This is a genomic window from Pseudomonas sp. B22129, from assembly GCF_044218875.1.
GTDB lineage: Bacteria > Pseudomonadota > Gammaproteobacteria > Pseudomonadales > Pseudomonadaceae > Aquipseudomonas.
Map to the genome: position 1 here is coordinate 4,746,879 of NZ_CP162592.1, position 18,276 is coordinate 4,765,154.

At 60.3% G+C, this 18,276-nt stretch carries 18 protein-coding genes; 5 read left to right on the forward strand and 13 right to left on the reverse strand.

All coding sequences use genetic code 11. The features are described 5' to 3' along the window. Positions 1–25: 25 nt before the first annotated feature. From AB4P94_RS21985 to AB4P94_RS21995, 3 genes are all read right to left on the reverse strand, one after another. Complete coding sequence (locus AB4P94_RS21985) at positions 26–1,234, reverse strand: multidrug effflux MFS transporter (protein WP_395607427.1); 1,209 nt, start codon at positions 1,232–1,234, stop codon at positions 26–28. A 171-nt stretch (positions 1,235–1,405) separates the two neighbouring features. Next, on the reverse strand, positions 1,406–2,290 hold the full coding sequence (locus AB4P94_RS21990) for a hypothetical protein (RefSeq protein ID WP_395607428.1): 885 nt from the start codon (positions 2,288–2,290) through the stop codon (positions 1,406–1,408). A 197-nt stretch (positions 2,291–2,487) separates the two neighbouring features. Continuing rightward, on the reverse strand, positions 2,488–2,847 hold the full coding sequence (locus AB4P94_RS21995) for a winged helix-turn-helix transcriptional regulator (protein ID WP_395607429.1): 360 nt from the start codon (positions 2,845–2,847) through the stop codon (positions 2,488–2,490). Between the two features lie 99 nt (positions 2,848–2,946). Between AB4P94_RS21995 and AB4P94_RS22000 the strand changes: the two genes are divergently transcribed. After that, positions 2,947–3,696, forward strand: a complete 750-nt coding sequence (locus AB4P94_RS22000; protein WP_395611374.1) for an SDR family oxidoreductase — start codon at positions 2,947–2,949, stop codon at positions 3,694–3,696. Positions 3,697–3,930: 234 nt separating this feature from the next. On the opposite strand, the gene AB4P94_RS22005 is transcribed toward AB4P94_RS22000, so the two are convergent. From AB4P94_RS22005 to AB4P94_RS22035, 7 genes are all read right to left on the reverse strand, one after another. Continuing rightward, complete coding sequence (locus tag AB4P94_RS22005; protein ID WP_395607430.1) at positions 3,931–4,125, reverse strand: 4-oxalocrotonate tautomerase family protein; 195 nt, start codon at positions 4,123–4,125, stop codon at positions 3,931–3,933. Positions 4,126–4,134: 9 nt separating this feature from the next. Continuing rightward, positions 4,135–5,172, reverse strand: coding sequence for a proline racemase family protein (locus AB4P94_RS22010; RefSeq protein WP_395607431.1), 1,038 nt, complete (start codon positions 5,170–5,172; stop codon positions 4,135–4,137). Positions 5,173–5,248: 76 nt separating this feature from the next. Then, a complete protein-coding gene (locus AB4P94_RS22015) occupies positions 5,249–6,184 on the reverse strand; it encodes a dihydrodipicolinate synthase family protein (RefSeq protein ID WP_395607432.1) in 936 nt (311 codons plus the stop codon). A gap of 115 nt (positions 6,185–6,299) precedes the next feature. Continuing rightward, positions 6,300–7,022 (reverse strand): amino acid ABC transporter ATP-binding protein, encoded by a 723-nt coding sequence (locus AB4P94_RS22020; RefSeq protein WP_395607433.1) that lies wholly within the window; start codon positions 7,020–7,022, stop codon positions 6,300–6,302. Beyond that, on the reverse strand, positions 7,015–7,665 hold the full coding sequence (locus AB4P94_RS22025; RefSeq protein ID WP_395607434.1) for an amino acid ABC transporter permease: 651 nt from the start codon (positions 7,663–7,665) through the stop codon (positions 7,015–7,017). The genes AB4P94_RS22020 and AB4P94_RS22025 overlap by 8 nt, the downstream gene beginning before the upstream one ends. Before the next feature lie 10 nt (positions 7,666–7,675). Beyond that, positions 7,676–8,341: an amino acid ABC transporter permease gene (locus tag AB4P94_RS22030; protein ID WP_395607435.1), complete on the reverse strand. Its 666-nt coding sequence runs from the start codon at positions 8,339–8,341 to the stop codon at positions 7,676–7,678. A gap of 300 nt (positions 8,342–8,641) precedes the next feature. Then, positions 8,642–9,454: a transporter substrate-binding domain-containing protein gene (locus tag AB4P94_RS22035; RefSeq protein WP_395607436.1), complete on the reverse strand. Its 813-nt coding sequence runs from the start codon at positions 9,452–9,454 to the stop codon at positions 8,642–8,644. A gap of 297 nt (positions 9,455–9,751) precedes the next feature. Between AB4P94_RS22035 and AB4P94_RS22040 the strand changes: the two genes are divergently transcribed. From AB4P94_RS22040 to AB4P94_RS22050, 3 genes are read left to right on the forward strand one after another with little or no spacing between them, the layout of a single operon-like run. After that, positions 9,752–11,335, forward strand: a complete 1,584-nt coding sequence (locus AB4P94_RS22040; RefSeq protein WP_395607437.1) for an aldehyde dehydrogenase (NADP(+)) — start codon at positions 9,752–9,754, stop codon at positions 11,333–11,335. Positions 11,336–11,392: 57 nt separating this feature from the next. Further along, positions 11,393–12,064 carry a GntR family transcriptional regulator gene (locus AB4P94_RS22045; protein WP_395607438.1) on the forward strand — a complete coding sequence of 224 codons (672 nt, stop codon included), beginning with the start codon at positions 11,393–11,395 and terminating at the stop codon, positions 12,062–12,064. Positions 12,065–12,111: 47 nt separating this feature from the next. Continuing rightward, complete coding sequence (locus AB4P94_RS22050; RefSeq protein WP_395607439.1) at positions 12,112–13,017, forward strand: LysR family transcriptional regulator; 906 nt, start codon at positions 12,112–12,114, stop codon at positions 13,015–13,017. Between the two features lies 1 nt (position 13,018). On the opposite strand, the gene AB4P94_RS22055 is transcribed toward AB4P94_RS22050, so the two are convergent. From AB4P94_RS22055 to AB4P94_RS22065, 3 genes are all read right to left on the reverse strand, one after another. Then, a complete protein-coding gene (locus tag AB4P94_RS22055) occupies positions 13,019–13,951 on the reverse strand; it encodes a cupin (RefSeq protein WP_395607440.1) in 933 nt (310 codons plus the stop codon). A gap of 105 nt (positions 13,952–14,056) precedes the next feature. Beyond that, positions 14,057–15,373: an LLM class flavin-dependent oxidoreductase gene (locus tag AB4P94_RS22060; protein ID WP_395607441.1), complete on the reverse strand. Its 1,317-nt coding sequence runs from the start codon at positions 15,371–15,373 to the stop codon at positions 14,057–14,059. Positions 15,374–15,396: 23 nt separating this feature from the next. Then, on the reverse strand, positions 15,397–16,353 hold the full coding sequence (locus tag AB4P94_RS22065; RefSeq protein WP_395607442.1) for an ABC transporter substrate-binding protein: 957 nt from the start codon (positions 16,351–16,353) through the stop codon (positions 15,397–15,399). Between the two features lie 358 nt (positions 16,354–16,711). Here AB4P94_RS22065 and AB4P94_RS22070 point away from each other — a divergent pair, with 358 nt between their 5' ends. Further along, a complete protein-coding gene (locus AB4P94_RS22070) occupies positions 16,712–18,268 on the forward strand; it encodes an efflux transporter outer membrane subunit (protein WP_395607443.1) in 1,557 nt (518 codons plus the stop codon). The last annotated feature ends 8 nt before the right edge of the window (positions 18,269–18,276 follow it).

Consider the following 18,276-nt stretch of genomic DNA (forward strand, 5'->3'; position numbering starts at 1 on the left):
AGCCAAAACAATAATTGGGCAGTGCTCAGTAGGAGGGCGGTGCACTTGCGGGATGAGTCGACAGCCGATGCAGGGTCCACAGACTGACGAGCATTGCGGCCACTGCGCACAACGCAATGCCGACCAGCATCGGCGCGGGAGTGTGGTCGGCAAACACACCGACAAGGCTCATGGACAACGCGGCCGTGATCATCTGAATGGCGCCCAACAGGGCCGATGCGGAACCTGCCACGGCGCCATGGTCCTCCAGGGACAGCACACCCACCGCGGGCAACAACAAACCGAGACAACCGAAGCCGATAAACAGCAGCGTCATCATCACGATCAAGTTGTTGCCCCAGAACGTGGTCGCGCCCAGCACCGCCATGACCGTTGCCGTGGCGATCACGGACCAGCGAATGACAGGAGCCAGGCCAAACCGCCGGCTCAGGCGCGCAGTCAGTTGGTTCATGGTGAAAAACGACGCGGCGTTCAAGGCAAAACACAGGCTGAATTGGGTGGGTGTCAGGCCGAAATATTCGATGTACACGAACGGTGCGCTGCCAATAAACACGAAGAATGTCGCCAGGCCAAACCCGCTGACCACCGCTAAGCCGATGAATACCGGGTCGCGCAATAACCCGCCATAGCTGAGGATCGCCGAGCCGATCGTTTTGCCCAGACGGCGCTCGGCAGGATGGGTTTCCGGCAGTTGCACGGCGGTCATCACCAGGCACAACACCGACACAATCGCCAGTGCAGCGAACACTTCGCGCCAGCTCCAGATAGAGATCAGCACACTGCCGGCCAGAGGCGCCAGGATGGGCGACACACTCATCACCAGCATCAGCAATGCCATCAGGCGGGCGGCTTCATGGCCGGTGTACAGATCGCGCACAATCGCCCGGGGAATCACCATTCCGGCACATGCACCAAATGCTTGCAGGGCACGAAAGCCGATCAACACCTCGATGGTCGGTGCCAGCGCACAGCCAATGCTGGCCACGGCAAAAATCACCAGGCCCGCATATATCGGCGGTTTGCGCCCGAAGACATCACTGATCGGGCCGTAGAACAGCTGGCACACGCCGATGATCATGAAGAACACCGTCAGGCTCATCTGAACGGCGGCAGGCGAGGCCTGCAGGCTGGCGCCGAGGGTCGGCAAGGCGGGCAGGTAGCTGTCGATGGCGAACGGGCCGATGGCGGTGATCAACCCCAGCAGCAAGGCGAGGTGGGCGATACTTCGAGACATGGATATTCCGGGGTACGGCGAAAGAGCGGCCAGCTTAGAGAGTGGCTTGCGGGTGTACAAGGTGGCCGTTACACAGCCCCTACATTTTCAGCCTGCGTTTCAACACAGACACCCGGATGTAACGGGGTAACAAAAGAAAAAACCGGCCTCAAGAGCCGGCTCTGATACCGGTCAAGCAAGGCGCACGTTGAGATGGTTCGACTGTGAGCCCAGCGTACTCGCGTCGTCTTTTGGCACGACATAGCCCTGACCGTCGCCCACCGCTGAGCGGTAGTAGCTGACCACCGAATCGTTGATCACTTCGGCGTTCGTGGTTTTCTTCAGGCCGTAGACGTTACCGTGTTCATCCCGCGCCTTGATGCTGTCCGGGGCGCCGCTCACGATGTCTTTCAGCGTGCCGGACACCGGGCCACCCGCGCTCGGCTCGATGGTCATGCGGGCGTTGTTACCTTCGATATAGCTGACGTCGTAGAACGTCTGCTTACCGTCCGCGCCACCATTGAAAGCGACTTCACCGAGCGTGGCGTTGGCGCCATCTCCCGTGGTCGAACGGAAGTTGCCGGACCAGCCTTCGGGGAAGGCTTGCGCCAGCGATTCGCCGGGCTTGAGTGTGATGGAAGGAATAGCCGCCTGGTTGGCATTGGCGGTGAACACGATCGTCATCGGCGTATCGCGTTCGTTGGTGAAGTTCAACGTGTTGCCTGCAGGCGCATCCTTGGGGCGCTCTGCGGAACCGGGGGAGGAGGCCGCAGGCAAGGTGTCAGGAGTGGGGGAGGCGTCCGTCACCGAGCTTTTCGCCGGCGGCGATTCGCTGGCACGCACCGGGGTTGGCATTGCACCGCTCGGCACGCCCTCAGGCATCATCAGTTTCAGCACGTCCAGTTCGTTCTGAAAGTGTTGCGCCAGAGCCTCATTGCCCGACGCCGTGGCCTGGTCGCGAGCTTCCTCGCGGCGCGTCCATTCGTTTTTCCAGGCGCTGTTGAGTGCCGCATCGAATACCGAGCCGCTACCGCCTTGTTGCGGCACCGCATTTTGCCCCACGCTTGCAACTGACATGGCTCGCTCCTTCAACAACGTTAAAGACTGCCGGGATGATACTCACAGGCAGGTCCTGGACGGTTGTGAAAAGCTGTTAAACAGGCGAGGGGCGCCAGGGTGCTGCCTTCGATCCAGCTCAAGGTTTGAGACCACCATATATAACTAAACTAAATGATTGTTTAGTTTAGTTATAATATATTTGCATATTAATCGATTCAGTTCGGGGCGAGGGTGGGTGTACGCCGGTCGCGGATTCGCTCGACTGTCTGCCGATGTTCGGTGCCCCAAGAACAAAGCGCGCCCAGTGCCATGGCCAGGGAACGGCCGAAAGGTGTCAGCGAATATTCAACCTTCGGCGGTATCTCCTGAAAGTCATTGCGCGAAATGATTTCATCGCGTTCCAGCTCTTTGAGCTGCTGAATCAGCACCTTATCGGTCACGCTGCCAATTGCACGCCGGAGCTCACCATACCGGTGAACATCTTGTGCCAAATGGAAAAGGACCAGCGGCTTCCACTTGCCGCCAATGACTGCCAGGGCGGCTTCGAGCCCGCAATTGAAACTGTTATTGGCCATGGTTTACTCGTCAGATCAGGTACTTACTAAAAGGTGCATACTATTCAAATAGAAACCGCAGATCTACAGTCGGGCCTCAACTTTTACGAGGCAACCCTCATGAGCAGGCTAAACGCAAAGATTGCAGTAATCACAGGCGGCAACAGCGGTATCGGCCTGGCCGCCGCCATACGTTTTGCGGCGGAAGGCGCACAGGTGGTTATCGTTGGGCGCCGGCAAGAGGAACTGGACAAGGCACTGTTACTGATCGGCGCTGGAGCCATCGCCATTCAGGGTGACATTTCCAGCCTGGACGACCTTGATCGTATCTACGCACGCGTTGCAGCCGACAAGGGCCGGATCGACATCCTGTTCGCTAACGCAGGGCTTGGCGACTTCCAGCCGATCGGTTCAATTACCGAAGCATCGTTTGATCGCACCTTTGGCATCAACGTGAAAGGCACACTGTTTACCGTGCAAAAAGCGCTGCCACTGATGCACAGCGGCGGCTCGGTGATCCTCACGGGCTCGACGACCGCCACCATGGGCACGCCAGCGTTCAGCGTGTACAGCGCCACCAAGGCGGCATTGCGTAATTTCGCCAGAAGCTGGGCGCTAGATCTGAAAGGCACCGGCATTCGTATCAACGTACTGTCGCCCGGACCGATCGCAACACCAGGCCTGGATTTGGCGCTTTCAGGTACCGGCCAGAAAGATGCAATCATCACCGAGATGGCTGGGCAGGTTCCACTGGGGCGCATCGGCCAGCCGGAAGAAGTTGCTGCTGCAGCGTTGTTTCTCGCATCGGATGAGAGCAGCTTCATAAACGGCAGCGAAATGTTTGTTGATGGCGGGTTTGCTCAGGTCTGACATTGAAGGGGTTTTGCCTGTTGAAATCTGACGGGGACTGCCCCTGATTATGTAACGCAATATTACGCATAATGTATATTATGTTAAATTATGTGTCAGGCGGTATTTTACTAACGCTGTCCAATGCCACTCACCCAAGGTCTCATTTGCACAAAACCCGTTTCTCGTATCGGCATCGGGTGACGGGCACTGTTTGCCCGTCACCCAACGGGCATGGACCTCGCGTGCAGCGTATTAATCCACCACGGGCGTGCCCAGTGATCGCCCGGCGACAAACCAGTCCGTGGGAGGCACGTCCTGGAACAGCACGATCACCTCATCCGGCCTGGACGCCAGTTGCTCAACGAACTGCTGGGTAATCGCCTTGGCCAACCGGGCTTTTTGTTCGTCGCTACGCCCGGCAAACAACTCGATTTTTACGATAGGCATACGCCCTCCTCACAGCACCAGGCCGCGTGGCCAGGTATCGGAAAGCTGATAACCCTCGGGGTAAGGGTCGCTTGGGTCCAGCATCAGTTGAGCGGTACCGGTAATCCACGCGCGGCCGGAAATGATCGGCACGATGGCTGGGCGGCCTGCCAGGTCGGTGGTGCTGTCGATGCGACAGTGGAATTCCGATCCAATGATGGAGCGGCCAATAAACGCTTCGCCCACCGCCAGTTGGCCTTTGGCATGCAGCACCGCCATGCGCGCCGAGCAGCCGGTGCCGCAAGGTGAGCGGTCGATTTTGCCCGGGCGGATGACCACCGCGTTTGCCGCACTGGCCACGCCGCTTTCACGCGAGAGCGGCGCGGCGATCTGGCAGAACGAAATGTGGTTCCAATCTTTGTTCAGCGGGTGGGTGAAACCCAACTGCTCGTTGGCCGCCTTGGTGATCTTGAGGCCTGTGGCAACAAGGTCCGCCGCCTCGTCGCTGGTGAGTGCAAAACCCAGCTGGGTGGCGTCGCAAATGGCAAAGCTGTCACCGCCGTAGGCCGTGTCGACCTGGATCGAGCCCAACCCTTCCACTTCGATCCACGCGTTTAGTTTGTCGGCGAACGAGGGATGGTTTTTCACTTCCACCCGTTGCACTTTGCCGTCGCGGCAATGCGCGGTGGCTTCAATGACACCGCCCGGTGCTTCAAGCACTAAACGGGTGATGGGCTCCACCATCGGCACAATGCCGCTGTCCAGCAGCACGGTGGCCACGCACAGCGAGTTGGAACCGGACATGGGCGGCACGTCGGCCGGTTCCATGATGATGAAGCCCATTTGCGCGCGCGGGTCTTTGGCTGGCACCAGCAAGTTGACGTGGCGGAATACGCCGCCGCGCGGTTCGTTAAGCACGAAATTGCGCAGCACATTGTCGCGCTCGATAAACCGCGACTGTTCCCACAGGGTATCGCCCGGCGGCGGCATGACACCGCCGACGATCACATCGCCCACTTCGCCTTCGGCGTGGCAGCCTACAACGTGCACAATTTTTGTCGATCTCACGGGATGTTTCCCTCTCGATTCAGCTGGCTGGGTAAAGGGTGCGTTGGGGCGGCGCCGATGCACCGCCCTGCCCGCTTTAGGCGCTGGCCCACTGCGCGTACCACGCGCGGAACAAGGCGAACTGGGTTTCGGCGTAACGGCGCTGCGAGTCGCTCAGCACGTCGGTGTCGTAGAAGTGCAAGGTGTATTCCAGATCGCCGTTGAGCACCATCAGGTACTTGTAATACAGCACAAGATCGGTGCCCTCATCGAACGAAGACAATACCGCCAACGCCGCTTCCAGCTCTTTGGCCTGCTGGCGTGCCTTGGCATCGCCTTTGGCCGCAGCCTTGCTCAGTTGCACCAGGTGCAGCACTTCACGCGGCAAGGCATTGCCGATGCCGGTGATGGCGCCGGTGGCGTTGCAGTTGACGAAACCGTGCACCACTTGGGTATCCACGCCCACCATCAGAGTGACCGCGTCATCTTTGGAGGTGATGAATTCCGCCGCGTAGCGCAGGTCTGCCGCGCCGCCGAACTCCTTGAAGCCGATGAGGTTCGGGAACTCGCGACGCAATTCGAAGAACAAGTCGGCACGCGTGGCAAAGCCGTAGTACGGGCTGTTGTAAATCACGGCCGGCAACTGTGGCGCTGCATTCAAAATAGCCGCGAAATGGGCTTTCTGCGCGGAGGCCGAGGCACCGCGCGACAATACGCGTGGAATGACCATCAACCCGCTCGCGCCCACTTTCGCCGCATGCGCCGCGTGCGCAACCGCTTCACGCGAGTTCACCGCCCCGGTGCCGACAATGGTCGGGATGCCTGCCGCCACCAGGCGCGCAACGCCTTCCTGACGCTGGGCTTCGGTGAGCAGCGGCCAGTCGCCCATGGAACCGCAGTAAACGACGGCACTCATGCCGATTTCGATCAGCTCGCGGGCTTTGGCCACCAGTGCGTCAAAATCCGGCTGACGGTCCGCGGTGCAAGGGGTCATCAGGGCTGGCATGCAGCCAGAAAAAATGTTGTTGCTCATGTGCGCTCCTACAGGATGCAGTGCTGGGTTAAAGGGATTATTGGATATGGTATACGGTTGATTTCAGGCGTAATCCCGCGTCAAACAGGCCGGCTAACCGGCCCGTTGCATGGGCTTACACCACAGACTTGAGGAACTCGATCGTCTCGGGCTTTTGCGGGTTGCCGATCACCTGCTCCGGCGTACCGATCTCATGCACGATGCCGTTGCGAAAGAACGCCACGCGGTCGGAAACATCCCGCGCAAAGCGAATCTCGTGGGTCACCAGCACCATGGTCATGCCGTCTTCGGCCAGCATGCGCATGGTGTCCAGCACCTCGCCCACGAGCTGTGGGTCCAGGGCCGAAGTGGCTTCGTCAAACAACATGTAGTCGGGCGACATGGCCAGGGCGCGGGCAATGGCCATGCGTTGTTGCTGGCCGCCCGACAGCTTGCCGGGGAACACCTTGAGCTTCTCGCCCAGGCCCACATGGCGCAACTGCTGCACCGCAATCGCCTCGGCTTCGGCCTTGCCGAGGCCCAGCACCTTGCGCGGCGCCAGCATCACGTTTTCCAGCACAGTCAGGTGCGGGAAGGCGTTCCACTGCTGGAATACGATGCCCACCTTTTGCCGCAGCTTGTTCAGGTCGGTGCGCTTGTCGTGCACCTCGATGCCGTCCACGCGGATGCTGCCTTTGTGGATGGGCTCCAGGCCGTTGATGCACATCAGCAAGGTGGATTTGCCCGAGCCTGAGCCACCGATAATGGACACCACCTCACCCTTCTGCACCGTCAAGCTGACGCCTTTGACCACTTCAAGGTCGCCAAAGGATTTATGAACGTTGCTGATCTCAATCATTTTCCTGCCACCTTTTTTCCAGCTGTGCGCCCATACGGGAAATCACCCAGCTCATGACGTAGTAAATGAGGCCCACGATGCAGAGCACCAGCAGTGGCTCCTGAATGCGGGTCACGATGCTTTGGGAGGCGCGAAGCAATTCGACGATGCCGATCCACATGACCAGCGAGGTGTCTTTCATCAAACTCAGCAGCAAGTTCAACCACCCCGGAAACGCCACGCGGCTGGCCAGCGGCATCACGATGTAGCGCAAATCCTGCCAGTAGCTCATGCCCAGCGAGCGGCTGGCGCGGCGCACGTTTGGCGGCACGGCCAGGATGCCGGCGCGGACGATCTCGGTGCAGTACGCGGCCGCGTAGATGCCCAGCACCAGGCAGCCGATGGTGAACACGCTCCAGTTGAGGCCGACCATGCTTTTCATCGAGTTGAACAGCACGAACTGAATCAGCAGCGGCACGCTTTTGAACACATCCAGGATCAGCGCCAGCGGCAAGGTGGTGCGCGGCGCCATGGCGCGCAGCCAACCGAAGATCACCCCCACCAGCGTGCCCACGGCAATGGCCGCAAAGGTCAGCTCGAGGGTGGTCCAGGCACCTTGCAGCAGGTACAACAGGTCGTTTTGCGTCAAGCTTGTGTTGAACATGTGTGCACCCTTAATAACGGAACAAGCGCCAGCCGACGATGCGGGCACCGACCACGATGGCTTTGGCGATGAGGTAATAGAGCGCTGCCGCCATGGCGAAGAACTCGAACGTTCTGAACGTGCGCACGTTCAGTTCCTGGGTGACGCCCGTGAGGTCGTTGTTGAGGCCCACCACCACGCCGGCCGAGGTCATCAACACCGACCAGACCATCTGGTTACTCAAGGGGTGAAACACCACACGTAACAGTTGCGGTACCACAATCAGGCGATAGGCCTGGAAGGCACTCATGCCCAGCGAGCGCGCAGCGCGCACCTGGGTGTGCGGGATGGCTTTAAGGCCGCCGCGAAAGATTTCGGCCAGGTACCCCGCGTTGTTGAACGTGATACCAAACACCAACGCGGCCCATGAGCTGACCTGAATGTTGAAAGAGCCCAGGCCGAAATACAGGATGTAGATCTGAAACAGCGACGGCGTATTGCGTGCGACAGACACCCACCCTTGCGCAAAACCACGCAGCATCGGGTTCTTCATAGTGCGCATGGCCGTCAGCAAAAACGCCAGCAGCATGCCCAGCACCATCGCCAGCACGGCCGTCTGCATCGTGACCCAGGCCCCCGCTAACATGTCGGGCAGCGCGTTAAAGGCGCTCCTCCAGTGGAAGGTGTAATCGAGCATCAAGGGCACCTCATCAGACTGAATCAGGCTTATCAGATTTCGTATACGTTATACAAAGCAATAGCAGTGCCACTTATTGTGTCGCGCCGCCAAAATAGAGCCAGGCCCCGCCCTGCAAGGGGTCACGCGCAAATGCAGTCCGGTGGGCTCGCCAAACATCGATCTGCACGCTGCTACATTCGGGAACATTTTTTTGATGCGCTCCCCAAAATGCAGCGTTACGTGCCTGTGCAGTAACCATGCCCCCCAACAAAAACGCCCGCATCAGCGGGCGTTCAGGTTCACGTGTGCACGCAAAGCTTAGTAGTACACACCCGGTACGGTGAGGGATTGCGGTTCGCCACCCAGCCACTTCTTGTACAGCTCGGCATAACGGCCGCTGCGCACTTGCTGGTTGATGAACAGGTTCAGGTAATCGCGCAGGCCAAGCTCGCTGCGCTTGACCGCCAGCGACACATAGTCGGGGGTGTACGGCGCATTACCGGCCAGCTTCAAGCCTTTATATTTGCCAGACTTGATCGCCGAGGCGCCCACGGCACTGGTCACAATGGTTGCGTCGACGTGGCCCTGGGAAACGGCCAACAGGGTGTCGTTCTGCGACTGGTAGGTTTGCACCGTTCCGGTGCCCCACTCCTTGAGGGTTTTGCCCAGGGCGTTGGCTTCATAGGAACCGGTGGTAGCCGCCAGTGTGTGGCCCTTGAGGTCTTCGAATTTAGTGATGTTGGTGCCTTCGTGGGTCATCACCTGCACGGAGAACACGAAGTACGGAATAGTCATTGCCACTGTTTTTGCGCGCTCCAGAGTGTCGGAGGTGGACGCCACAATGATGTCCGCGCGGTTGGACACCAGTGCCGGAATACGGTCGGGGAACGGCGTTTCGACGATCTCTGCGGTTACACCCAGTACTTTTGCCAGGTCATTGCAGTAGTCAACGTCAAAGCCCACCGGATTATTGGACTCGTCACGCATGCCCATCGGTGGGAAGTCGAGGGTGACGGCGCAACGCAGTTTGCCGGAATCAATAATGTCATCGAGCTTGTCAGCCTGGGCGGCACTCATGAAACCAGCGGTAAGGCAGCCCAGCAAAGCGATCGTTAAGGCGGATTTATTCACGGAAAACCTCGGAACGTTACGTGGTTGGGATTTCGTATACGGTATAAGCATTAAGCATGCCGTGATTTCAAATCACTGGCACACCGCTCTGGATCGGGTTTCCTGCACGATCAAACATTTCCGGGTTGCGCCAGGGTGTTACGAAATGGAGCGCAAAAGCCGTGAACGACCCAAATTCGGGCGGTTTCGTGTAATTGCAGGTAAGCACACAAAACCGTCGACAGAAAAATAAGGCGTGCTATATGGTATACGAAATACTTTGAATCACTTTCCGTCACTGCGCCCGGAGCTCCAGCCATGAACATCCTCGGTCACAACTTTATTGCCGGTCAGCGCAGTGCGCTGGGAAGCACTTCTTTGCTGAGCTATAACGCAAGCACCGGGGAAGCCCTGCCCTACACGTTCTTCCAGGCCACCGAGGCTGAAGTGCACGCAGCCTGCGTGGCGGCGCAAAACGCTGCGCAGGCGTTTCGCGACACCTCCAGTACCCTGCGGGCTGACTTCCTCGACGCCATTGCGCAGGAAATCGATGCCCTGGGCCCAGCCTTCATTGAATTGGTGTGCAGCGAAACCGCCCTGCCCTCCGCTCGTATTCAGGGCGAACGCGGGCGGGTGACGCATCAACTGAGGCTGTTTGCGACCGTGCTTCGCCGTGGCGACTTTTATGGCGCGCGCATCGACACCGCCTTGCCGCAGCGCCAGCCCGCGCCACGCCCCGATCTGCGTCAACTCAAAATCGGCCTGGGCCCGGTAGCGGTGTTTGGTGCGAGCAACTTCCCGCTCGCGTTCTCCACCGCTGGCGGCGACACCGCTTCGGCACTGGCCGCCGGTTGCCCGGTGGTGTTCAAGGCACACAGCGGCCATATGGGCACCAGCGAGGTGATCGCCGCAGCCATCAGCCGCGCCGTCGAAAAACTCGCCCTGCCTGCCGGTGTGTTCAGCATGATTTATGGCGGTGGCGTCGGCGCGCAGTTGGTCAAACACCCGGCGATCAAGGCGGTTGGTTTTACCGGCTCGCTCAAAGGGGGCCGCGCGCTGTGTGACATGGCTGCGGCGCGGCCCGAACCGATCCCGGTGTTCGCCGAGATGTCGAGCATCAACCCGGTCATCATCTTGCCGCGCGCAGCCCGGTTGCGTGGCCAGAAGATTGCCGAAGAGTTGGCCAACTCGGTGGTGCTGGGCTGCGGGCAGTTCTGCACCAACCCGGGCTTGATCATCGGCCTGGCCAGCCCGGCGTTCTCCGAACTGACGGCGGCGCTCACGTTGCACATGGCGCAAAAACCGGCGCAGGCGATGCTCAACGCAGGCACCTTCGCCAGCTATCGCGCGGGTGTGGAGCGTCTGCACAAAAGCTTTGGCGTAACGCATCTGTGCGGACGCGCCCAAACCGCCCTTGCCGAGCCGCAATTGTTCAGTGCCGATGAAGAGTTGTTGATCGGCGGGGAAGAAGCCTTGCAAGAGGAAGTCTTTGGGCCTGCGAGCATTGTGGTAACCGCCTCCAGCACCGAACGTCTATTTGAAGCACTGGACAACCTGCAAGGCCAATTGACTGTCACGCTGCTGGCCGAACCCGAAGACATTCAGGACTTTTTGCCCCTGGTCACGCTGCTGCAAACCAAGGCTGGCCGCCTGCTCGTCAACGGCTACCCCACGGGTGTGGAAGTCACCGACACCATGGTCCATGGCGGCCCCTACCCCGCCACCTCCGATGCACGCGGGACCTCGGTGGGCACACTGGCAATCGAGCGGTTCCTGCGCCCGGTCTGCTTTCAGAACTTCCCGGACTTCGCCCTGCCGGATGCACTCAAGAACGCCAACCCGTTGAACATTCAGCGGCTGGTTAACGGTCACTTCACCGATGGCGCTGTGCAGGAGCAATAGCGGCGCCTGCAAACATTCGTATAACATATACGTCGTCGCCTGCTCAGGAGAGCCACCGTGTCACTATCCCTGTCCAACGCCCCTAACCTCGGTGTAGCCCCCTCGACTTCGGAAGTCATCGCAAAATACCTGCGAAACGCGATCATCTCGGGCGAAATTGCCGAGGACGATCCGATTCGTCAGGACGACATTGCCAAGTCCTTCAACGTCAGCAAGATCCCGGTGCGCGAGGCCCTCAAACGCCTGGAGGCAGAAGGTCTGGTCGAGTTCCAGCGCAATCGCGGCGCGATGGTCACACGCATCAGTGAAGCGAAACTTGCGCAGATTTTTGAGGTGCGGGTGCTGCTGGAGGTGGAAATCACCCGCTACGCCGTTCCCAATCTCACCGAAGAACATTTCACCCGCGCTTATGCCATCCTCGATGACTTCCTGACGGGCGAAGATGCGGGCCGTTGGGCGGAGATGAATTGGGCGTTTCACGCGTGCATTTATGAAGCGGCGCAGCGGCCGTTCATGTTCAACCTGATCCGCTCGATCCACGACAAGATCGAGCGTTATCTGCGCATGCAAATCGTGCTGTCCGACGGCAAGGCGACCGCCGATGCCGAGCATCGCGCCATCGTCAAAGCCTGCCAGGCGAGGGATGTGGAATTGGCGGTCAAGCTGATTGAAGAACACATCCATGGTGTGTGCTCCACGCTGTTCGAGCACCTGCCCAAGTCGCGGTAACGGCTCAAGGCGCAACTCCTTATACATTGAGCCGTGGAGATTCTCCCTTGGACTACTTCACCGCCCTCACCGCTTTCGTCGAAGCTGCCGAAGGCAATAATTTCTCCCGCGCCGCCGAGCGGCTCGGTATCAAGGCGTCCACGGTTTCGCGCTACGTGAAGGACCTTGAGCAGGATCTGGGTATCGCGCTGTTCAATCGTTCGACCCGTACGCTGCATTTGACCGAAGGCGGCCAAACCTTTCTGATGCATGCCCGTCGCGTGCTGGACGAACTTGAGCAAGCCAAGGCCGCCACGTCTGCGTTGAACCTGCATCCCCGTGGCTTATTGAAACTCAACCTGCCGCCAGCGTTTGCCCGCCACCATATTCTCCCGGCCTTGAACGACTTCCTGCTGCGCTACCCAGAGATCACGGTTGAACTGGTCCTGGATAACACCCAGGTGAACCTGATCCATGCCGGTGTCGATCTGGCGATCCGGATTGGCGCGTTGGCTGACTCGACGTTGAAAGCGCGCAAACTGTGCGACGGCCAATACCACGTGGTCGTCAGCCCGGCGTTTTGTGAGCTCCACCCGCCTGCGGCCACCCCGGCAGATTTGGCGGCGTTGCCGGCGATAGTGGGTACGCACGCCATGGGCGACATGACGTTTACGCGCGCCAACCAGGTTGCACCGCTGGCATATGGCGGTTGCATCCGCATCAATGACCTGGACGCGCAGTTGCTTGCCGTACGCCAGGGCTTGGGCTTCGCCTTGCTGCCGGACTGGTTGGTGGCCCGCAGTATTGACGCGGGCGACCTGGTGGTCTGGCTGCCTGAGTGGCGTATCCAAAGCACTGAACGGGCGTTTTCCGTGTGGTTTGTCTACCCGCCCAAGCGCATCGTGTCGTCAAAAGTGCGGTGCTTTATCGACTTTATCGTTGAGCGCCTGGGTGAGACACCGGATTGGAAATGACTCAGCTGAACCGGATATCCAGCGCTCGCAGGTAAGTTTGCAGCCCCGCATCCTGGATCGGAATCAGGAACGCCTCGGTGTCTGATTCATTGAAATGTGCGTGCCAATACCCCGGCGGCGTCACAAATGCCAGGCCGGGCGCCCAGTCCACCCGCACCGGGTTGCGGATTTGCCCATCCGCCTCCAGCTCGGTACCAACCAGCGAGTAACAGCCCACCGGGCAATCAATGATGAAATCCAGCGCAATCGACTGATGCCGGTGGGGTTTCTGCACAGAGCCTGCGGGCAGGATTCCATACATGGCCCACAACACATGGGTCACCGTGCGCGTCTGGGGAAAGTTGCGGTTGCCCAGCAGGATACTGATGCGGCTGCGGTCCTGTGCACGGGGATCGTCGGCCGCTTCACGCAGTTTCGCGTTGGCCAACGCTGCGGGGTATAGGGTTGGCGCAAAGCGATCGGTGACGGGCTTCACCCCCAGATAACGCAGCAGCGGCTCGTCGTGCACGTAGTAAAGGCGCGCATCCTGCAGGGCGCGCCAATGCGCCGCCTCCAGACCCGGCAGCGCGATAAAGCAGCCTGTGGACCAGTGAACCTCATGCTCGCCCTGCACCACTGCGCCCTCCCCGGAGATCACGTAAAACACCTGTGACGTCGCGTTGGGTTGCAAAGTGAGGGCGTCACCCGCGTTCAGGCGGATGAAATTCGCGCAAAGCCCGGGCCCTGTCGCCGGCCCCTCACAGCCAAGGGCGTCGCTGAGGTCCAGCGGTACGACCCGCGAGGGCCCACGGTCGTACAGCGAGGCGGGAAAGCTGTGATAGGGAATGCGCGTCGTCAGGTTCGCACTGATGGGGTTGGCCGCCTTGCTGTATTCGAAGTACTCGGCGTCCAGTTGATTTGCATCAGTCGGTTCTGGCTTGAATTCACGGTTCATCGGGTTCACCTCAGGCTTCGTCTGTGGCTGAACTATAGGCATTGAACTTCAGTGGATTAAGCCCTGCCCCCGCACAGCAGTTGTGCCGAACGGGGATCTGTACTTTTACCCAAAGCGCGGAATATCCAGCCCCAGGCTCTCACGCAACGTGGTGCCTTCATAGCGCGTGCGGTATACGCCACGCTCCTGCAATAGCGGAATGACTTCCTGGGTAAACCGCTTGAACTGCCCCGGATGCCCGATATAGATGTTGAACCCGTCCACCGCCCGCGCCTCGAACCAGTCCGCCATCTTCTGTGCAACCGTGTCCGCCGTGCCGACAAACGCCCCCGGCCTTAATTGCCGTCCAAACTCAACCGCCTGGCGCAAGGTAAAGCCTTTTTCCAGCGCCTGATCGGCAATGCGTTTGGCATTGGTGAAAAAGCTGCTGCGTGCAGCCTCCAGGCTCTCCTGTGGAAACGGCGCATCGAGGTCGTACTGGCTGAAATCATGCCAGCCGAAATTCCGCCCGAACTCCTTCAGCGCCAGCTCAAAACTATGGTCGGCGTGATGGTAGTGCTGCTCGATTTCACGGGCATGGGCGTCGGTGTCGCCCACGTAGATTTCCGCGCCCGGCATCACCAGCAATTGCTCTGGATCACGGCCATGTTGCACGGCCCGGCCCTTTATATCCCGGTAGAACGCCTGGCCCTGCTCTTGGCTGGCGGCGTGGGTAAAGATGACGTCAGCGGTGGCGGCACCGAGGTCGCGCCCCTGCTCCGAGTCGCCGGCCTGGAATATCACCGGCTGGCCCTGTGGCGAGCGCTGGATATTCAGCGGGCCGACCACGGAAAAATGCTCGCCCTTGTGGTTCAGGCTGTGCAGCTTGTCAGGGTCAAGAAACTGGCCGGTGGTTCGGTCGCGTACGAAGGCGCCCTCCTCGTACGAGTTCCATAGCCCTTGCACCACCTGAACGTGCTCTGCCGCACGGCCGTAACGGGTGTCGTAGTCGTAATGCTCGTCGCGGCTGTAATTGCCGGCGGTACCGGCATCACCGCTGGTGACCACGTTCCAGCCCGCGCGGCCCTTGCTGATCAGGTCGAGTGAGGCTAGGCGCCGCGCGACGTTATAAGGCGAGTTGTAAGACGTCGTCAGCGTGCCGACCAGGCCCAAATGCCGTGTGCTCACGGCGAGCGCCGACAGCAGCGTCAAGGGTTCCAGGCGGTTCAGATAGTGGGAGGGCGAACCCGGTGTGATGAACTGGCTGTCGACGATGAAGATGAGATCGAACAACGCCGCCTCGGCCTGGCGGGCAATGTCGATGTACCAGTCCACGTTGACGCTGGCATCGGCCGGCAACTCGGGGTCAAGCCACAGGTTGTGGCGGCCCGGACCGCCGCAGCCCATCGTCAGGGCGCCGAGTTTAAGCTGTCTTTTAGTCATTTCGAGCGTATTCCTTGGTGCGTTCAGGGCTGGGTTTTGGCGACGGCAGGCTGCAGGGACGCCGCGAATGAAGCGTCAAACAGCGATGCTGCGGGGTAAGACTTGACCAGCCCCTGGCTCGCGAAAAAGTCCACCGTCTGCTGCGCTTGTACCGGTGACTGATCCGTCACCGGCTCCACCGACGTGCGCGCACGGGCAAACCAGGCCCGCGCGATGTCGGCATCGGCCCGGGTACGTTTGGCCCATGCATCGGCATACGCATCGGTATTGGCCGGGTTCTGGCGCGTCCAGTCACGGGCCTTTTTCAGGCGTTGGAGAAAATCACTGATCTGCGCGCGCTTGGTCTCGACCGCCTTGTTGCTGGCGGCGACGAAGCTCTGGGCCGGGATCAGGCCTTCAGCCGTCGCCAGCACTCGCGCGCCCTGGCGTTCCTGCTGGGTCACGTAGGGCTCCCATGTGGCGATGATATCAACGGACCCGCCTTCCAGCGCATGGGAGGCATCCAGTGCGCTGAGGTAACGCAACTCCAGCGAGTCCTTGGGCACCCCGGCCTTGTCCAGCGCGGTCAACAGCAGTTGCTGGCTCCAGGAACCTTTCCAGATGGCTGCGCGCTTGCCTTTGAGGTCCGCGAGGCTGCGGATCGGGGAGTCCTTGCTCACCAGAATGGCCACGCCTTCAAGGTTTTGCCGGCTGATGGCAATCACCTTGATCGGTGCGCCCAATGCCCCCAGGAACAGCACCGGCGCATCACCGAGCAAACCCAGGTCCAGGCTGTTGCTGTTGAGCGCTTCGGCCACTGGCGAACCGGCGGTGAACTGCTTCCATTCCAGCGTATAGGGCAAATCATCCAGCACCCCCGCCGCTTCCATCACGGCCTGGGCGTTGTAACTCTGGTCACCGACCACCAGTGTTTGCGCACTCACGGTCAGGCTCAGCAAGGCGGCAGCCAACCCGGCCGCCAGTTTTGTCAGGTAACGCACGTTCGTCTCCAGATGCCTTCGCAGGCATTTCAAGTCGATCCGCGCGCGCGGTCTCGGCATTTAGGTAGGTGGCGCACAATGAGCGCCCGACGCTCACAAGTAAAATACTGATAACGCATAACGTAATTCTATAATAATGCAAACCACGCATCACAAAGGCGTCACCACCTGTGTTGAACAGCGCGGCTGACATTGCGCAGTTCCAAGCACCACCTACACTGATTTGAACCTCGCCGTTGTTGCGGTCCGGCCCTCGGCATGCGCACGTATTGCTCCACGATAAAGTCTGTCAACCCGCTGATTAATCAGAGTAAATATGAAAGAGCAGTCTCGCCAGCGTGCTTCAGGATCGCATCGGGTGACGCACACCCGTACCCTTGTGCGAGAACTCCAACTGCTGGGTGCGCTGTGTCTGGCCCTCACCGGCTGCACCGTCGGGCCTGATTTCGTTCGCCCCGATGTGCCGGCGAATGCCGATTATTCAAAGGAAAAACTCACCACCACCGCCAGCGCTGATATCACCACGGGTGGCGCTGCGCAGCAGTTGATCGCCGGGATGGATATTCCCGGGCAATGGTGGACGCTGTTTCGTTCGCCGTCACTGAACGCGCTGGTCGATGAAGCCCTGCGTGCCAACCCGGACGTGGCGGCCGCTCAAGCGGCATTGCGCCAGGCCAATGAATTGGTTTACGCCGACCAGGCGTCGCTGTTTCCTTCGGTAAACGCCAACGCGTCGAAAACCCGCGAGAAAGTCTCCGGGGCGCAAACCGGCTTGCCGACGTCGCCCATTCTTACGGTCAGCTCCGCATCGCTGAGCGTTTCCTATGCGCCAGACGTGTTCGGTGGCACGCGCCGGCAGATCGAAGCCTCCACGCAGCAAGCCGAGTACGAGCGCTTTCAGTTGGAGGCCACTTACCTCACCCTGACCGCGAATGTGGTCAACACCGCGATCAGCCTGGCCTCCCTGCGCGATCAGGTGGCGGCCACCGAGGAAATCATCCGGCTTCAAAGCGGCCAGCTTGATCTGCTGCAAGCTCAGCGGCGGCTGGGTGCCATCGCCGACACCGACGTGCTGACGCAACAGACCGCACTGGCGCAAACCCGCGCCACGCTGCCGCCGCTGCAAAAGCAGCTGGCGCAGACCCGCAACCAATTGATGGCCTACCTCGGCCGGTTTCCCAACCAGGACCGTGGCGAGGCGTTTAGCCTGGCGTCCCTGCAACTGCCGCAAACGTTGCCGGTCAGCCTGCCTTCAGCCATCGTCGGCCAACGGCCGGACGTGCGTTCCGCGCAAGCGCAGCTGCATGAAGCCAGCGCCAATATTGGCGTGGCCGTGGCCAATCAATTGCCCCAGTTCAGTATCACCGGCTCCCTGGGTTCCACAGCGCTCAGCGGCACCCGACTGTTTTCCTCGGGCACCGGTGTCTGGAGCCTCGCCGGGTCGATCGCACAGCCGATATTTGACGCCGGCGCACTCGAGCATCGCAAACGCGCAGCCGTGGCCGCCTACGATCAATCGGCGGCGCTGTATCGCGGCACCGTGATCGCCGCGTTTCAGGATGTCGCCAATGCGCTGAGGGCGCTGCAAGCCGATGCCGACGCGCTCAACCAGCAAGTCGTGGCGGAACGCTCCGCGCAAGCCAGCCTGGATCTGGTGCAGGCCCAGTTCAAGCTCGGTGCCGTGGCGTACATCAACTTGCTGACGGCCCAGCAAACCTACCAGAACACCGTGGTCACACGGGTCAAGGCGCAGGCCGCGCGCTACAGCGACACCACGGCCCTCTTCCAGGCGCTGGGTGGCGGCTGGTGGAACCGCACCGACGTGGCCCCCGCCACCCAGGGCAAACCGGACCGCTTCGGCTTGCCGTCGTGGCAAGAAATCATGCCGGCCAAACAGGCGGCGCGACTGAACTGACCCATTGA

Excerpts from the sequence above, each read along its gene's own strand:
- AB4P94_RS21985 (WP_395607427.1), bottom strand. The coding sequence starts at position 1,234 with ATGTCTCGAAGTATCGCCCACCTCGCCTTGCTGCTGGGGTTGATCACC.
- AB4P94_RS21990 (WP_395607428.1), bottom strand. The coding sequence starts at position 2,290 with ATGTCAGTTGCAAGCGTGGGGCAAAATGCGGTGCCGCAACAAGGCGGT.
- AB4P94_RS21995 (WP_395607429.1), bottom strand. The coding sequence starts at position 2,847 with ATGGCCAATAACAGTTTCAATTGCGGGCTCGAAGCCGCCCTGGCAGTC.
- AB4P94_RS22000 (WP_395611374.1), top strand. The coding sequence starts at position 2,947 with ATGAGCAGGCTAAACGCAAAGATTGCAGTAATCACAGGCGGCAACAGC.
- AB4P94_RS22005 (WP_395607430.1), bottom strand. The coding sequence starts at position 4,125 with ATGCCTATCGTAAAAATCGAGTTGTTTGCCGGGCGTAGCGACGAACAA.
- AB4P94_RS22015 (WP_395607432.1), bottom strand. The coding sequence starts at position 6,184 with ATGAGCAACAACATTTTTTCTGGCTGCATGCCAGCCCTGATGACCCCT.
- AB4P94_RS22020 (WP_395607433.1), bottom strand. The coding sequence starts at position 7,022 with ATGATTGAGATCAGCAACGTTCATAAATCCTTTGGCGACCTTGAAGTG.
- AB4P94_RS22025 (WP_395607434.1), bottom strand. The coding sequence starts at position 7,665 with ATGTTCAACACAAGCTTGACGCAAAACGACCTGTTGTACCTGCTGCAA.
- AB4P94_RS22030 (WP_395607435.1), bottom strand. The coding sequence starts at position 8,341 with ATGCTCGATTACACCTTCCACTGGAGGAGCGCCTTTAACGCGCTGCCC.
- AB4P94_RS22040 (WP_395607437.1), top strand. The coding sequence starts at position 9,752 with ATGAACATCCTCGGTCACAACTTTATTGCCGGTCAGCGCAGTGCGCTG.
- AB4P94_RS22055 (WP_395607440.1), bottom strand. The coding sequence starts at position 13,951 with ATGAACCGTGAATTCAAGCCAGAACCGACTGATGCAAATCAACTGGAC.
- AB4P94_RS22060 (WP_395607441.1), bottom strand. The coding sequence starts at position 15,373 with ATGACTAAAAGACAGCTTAAACTCGGCGCCCTGACGATGGGCTGCGGC.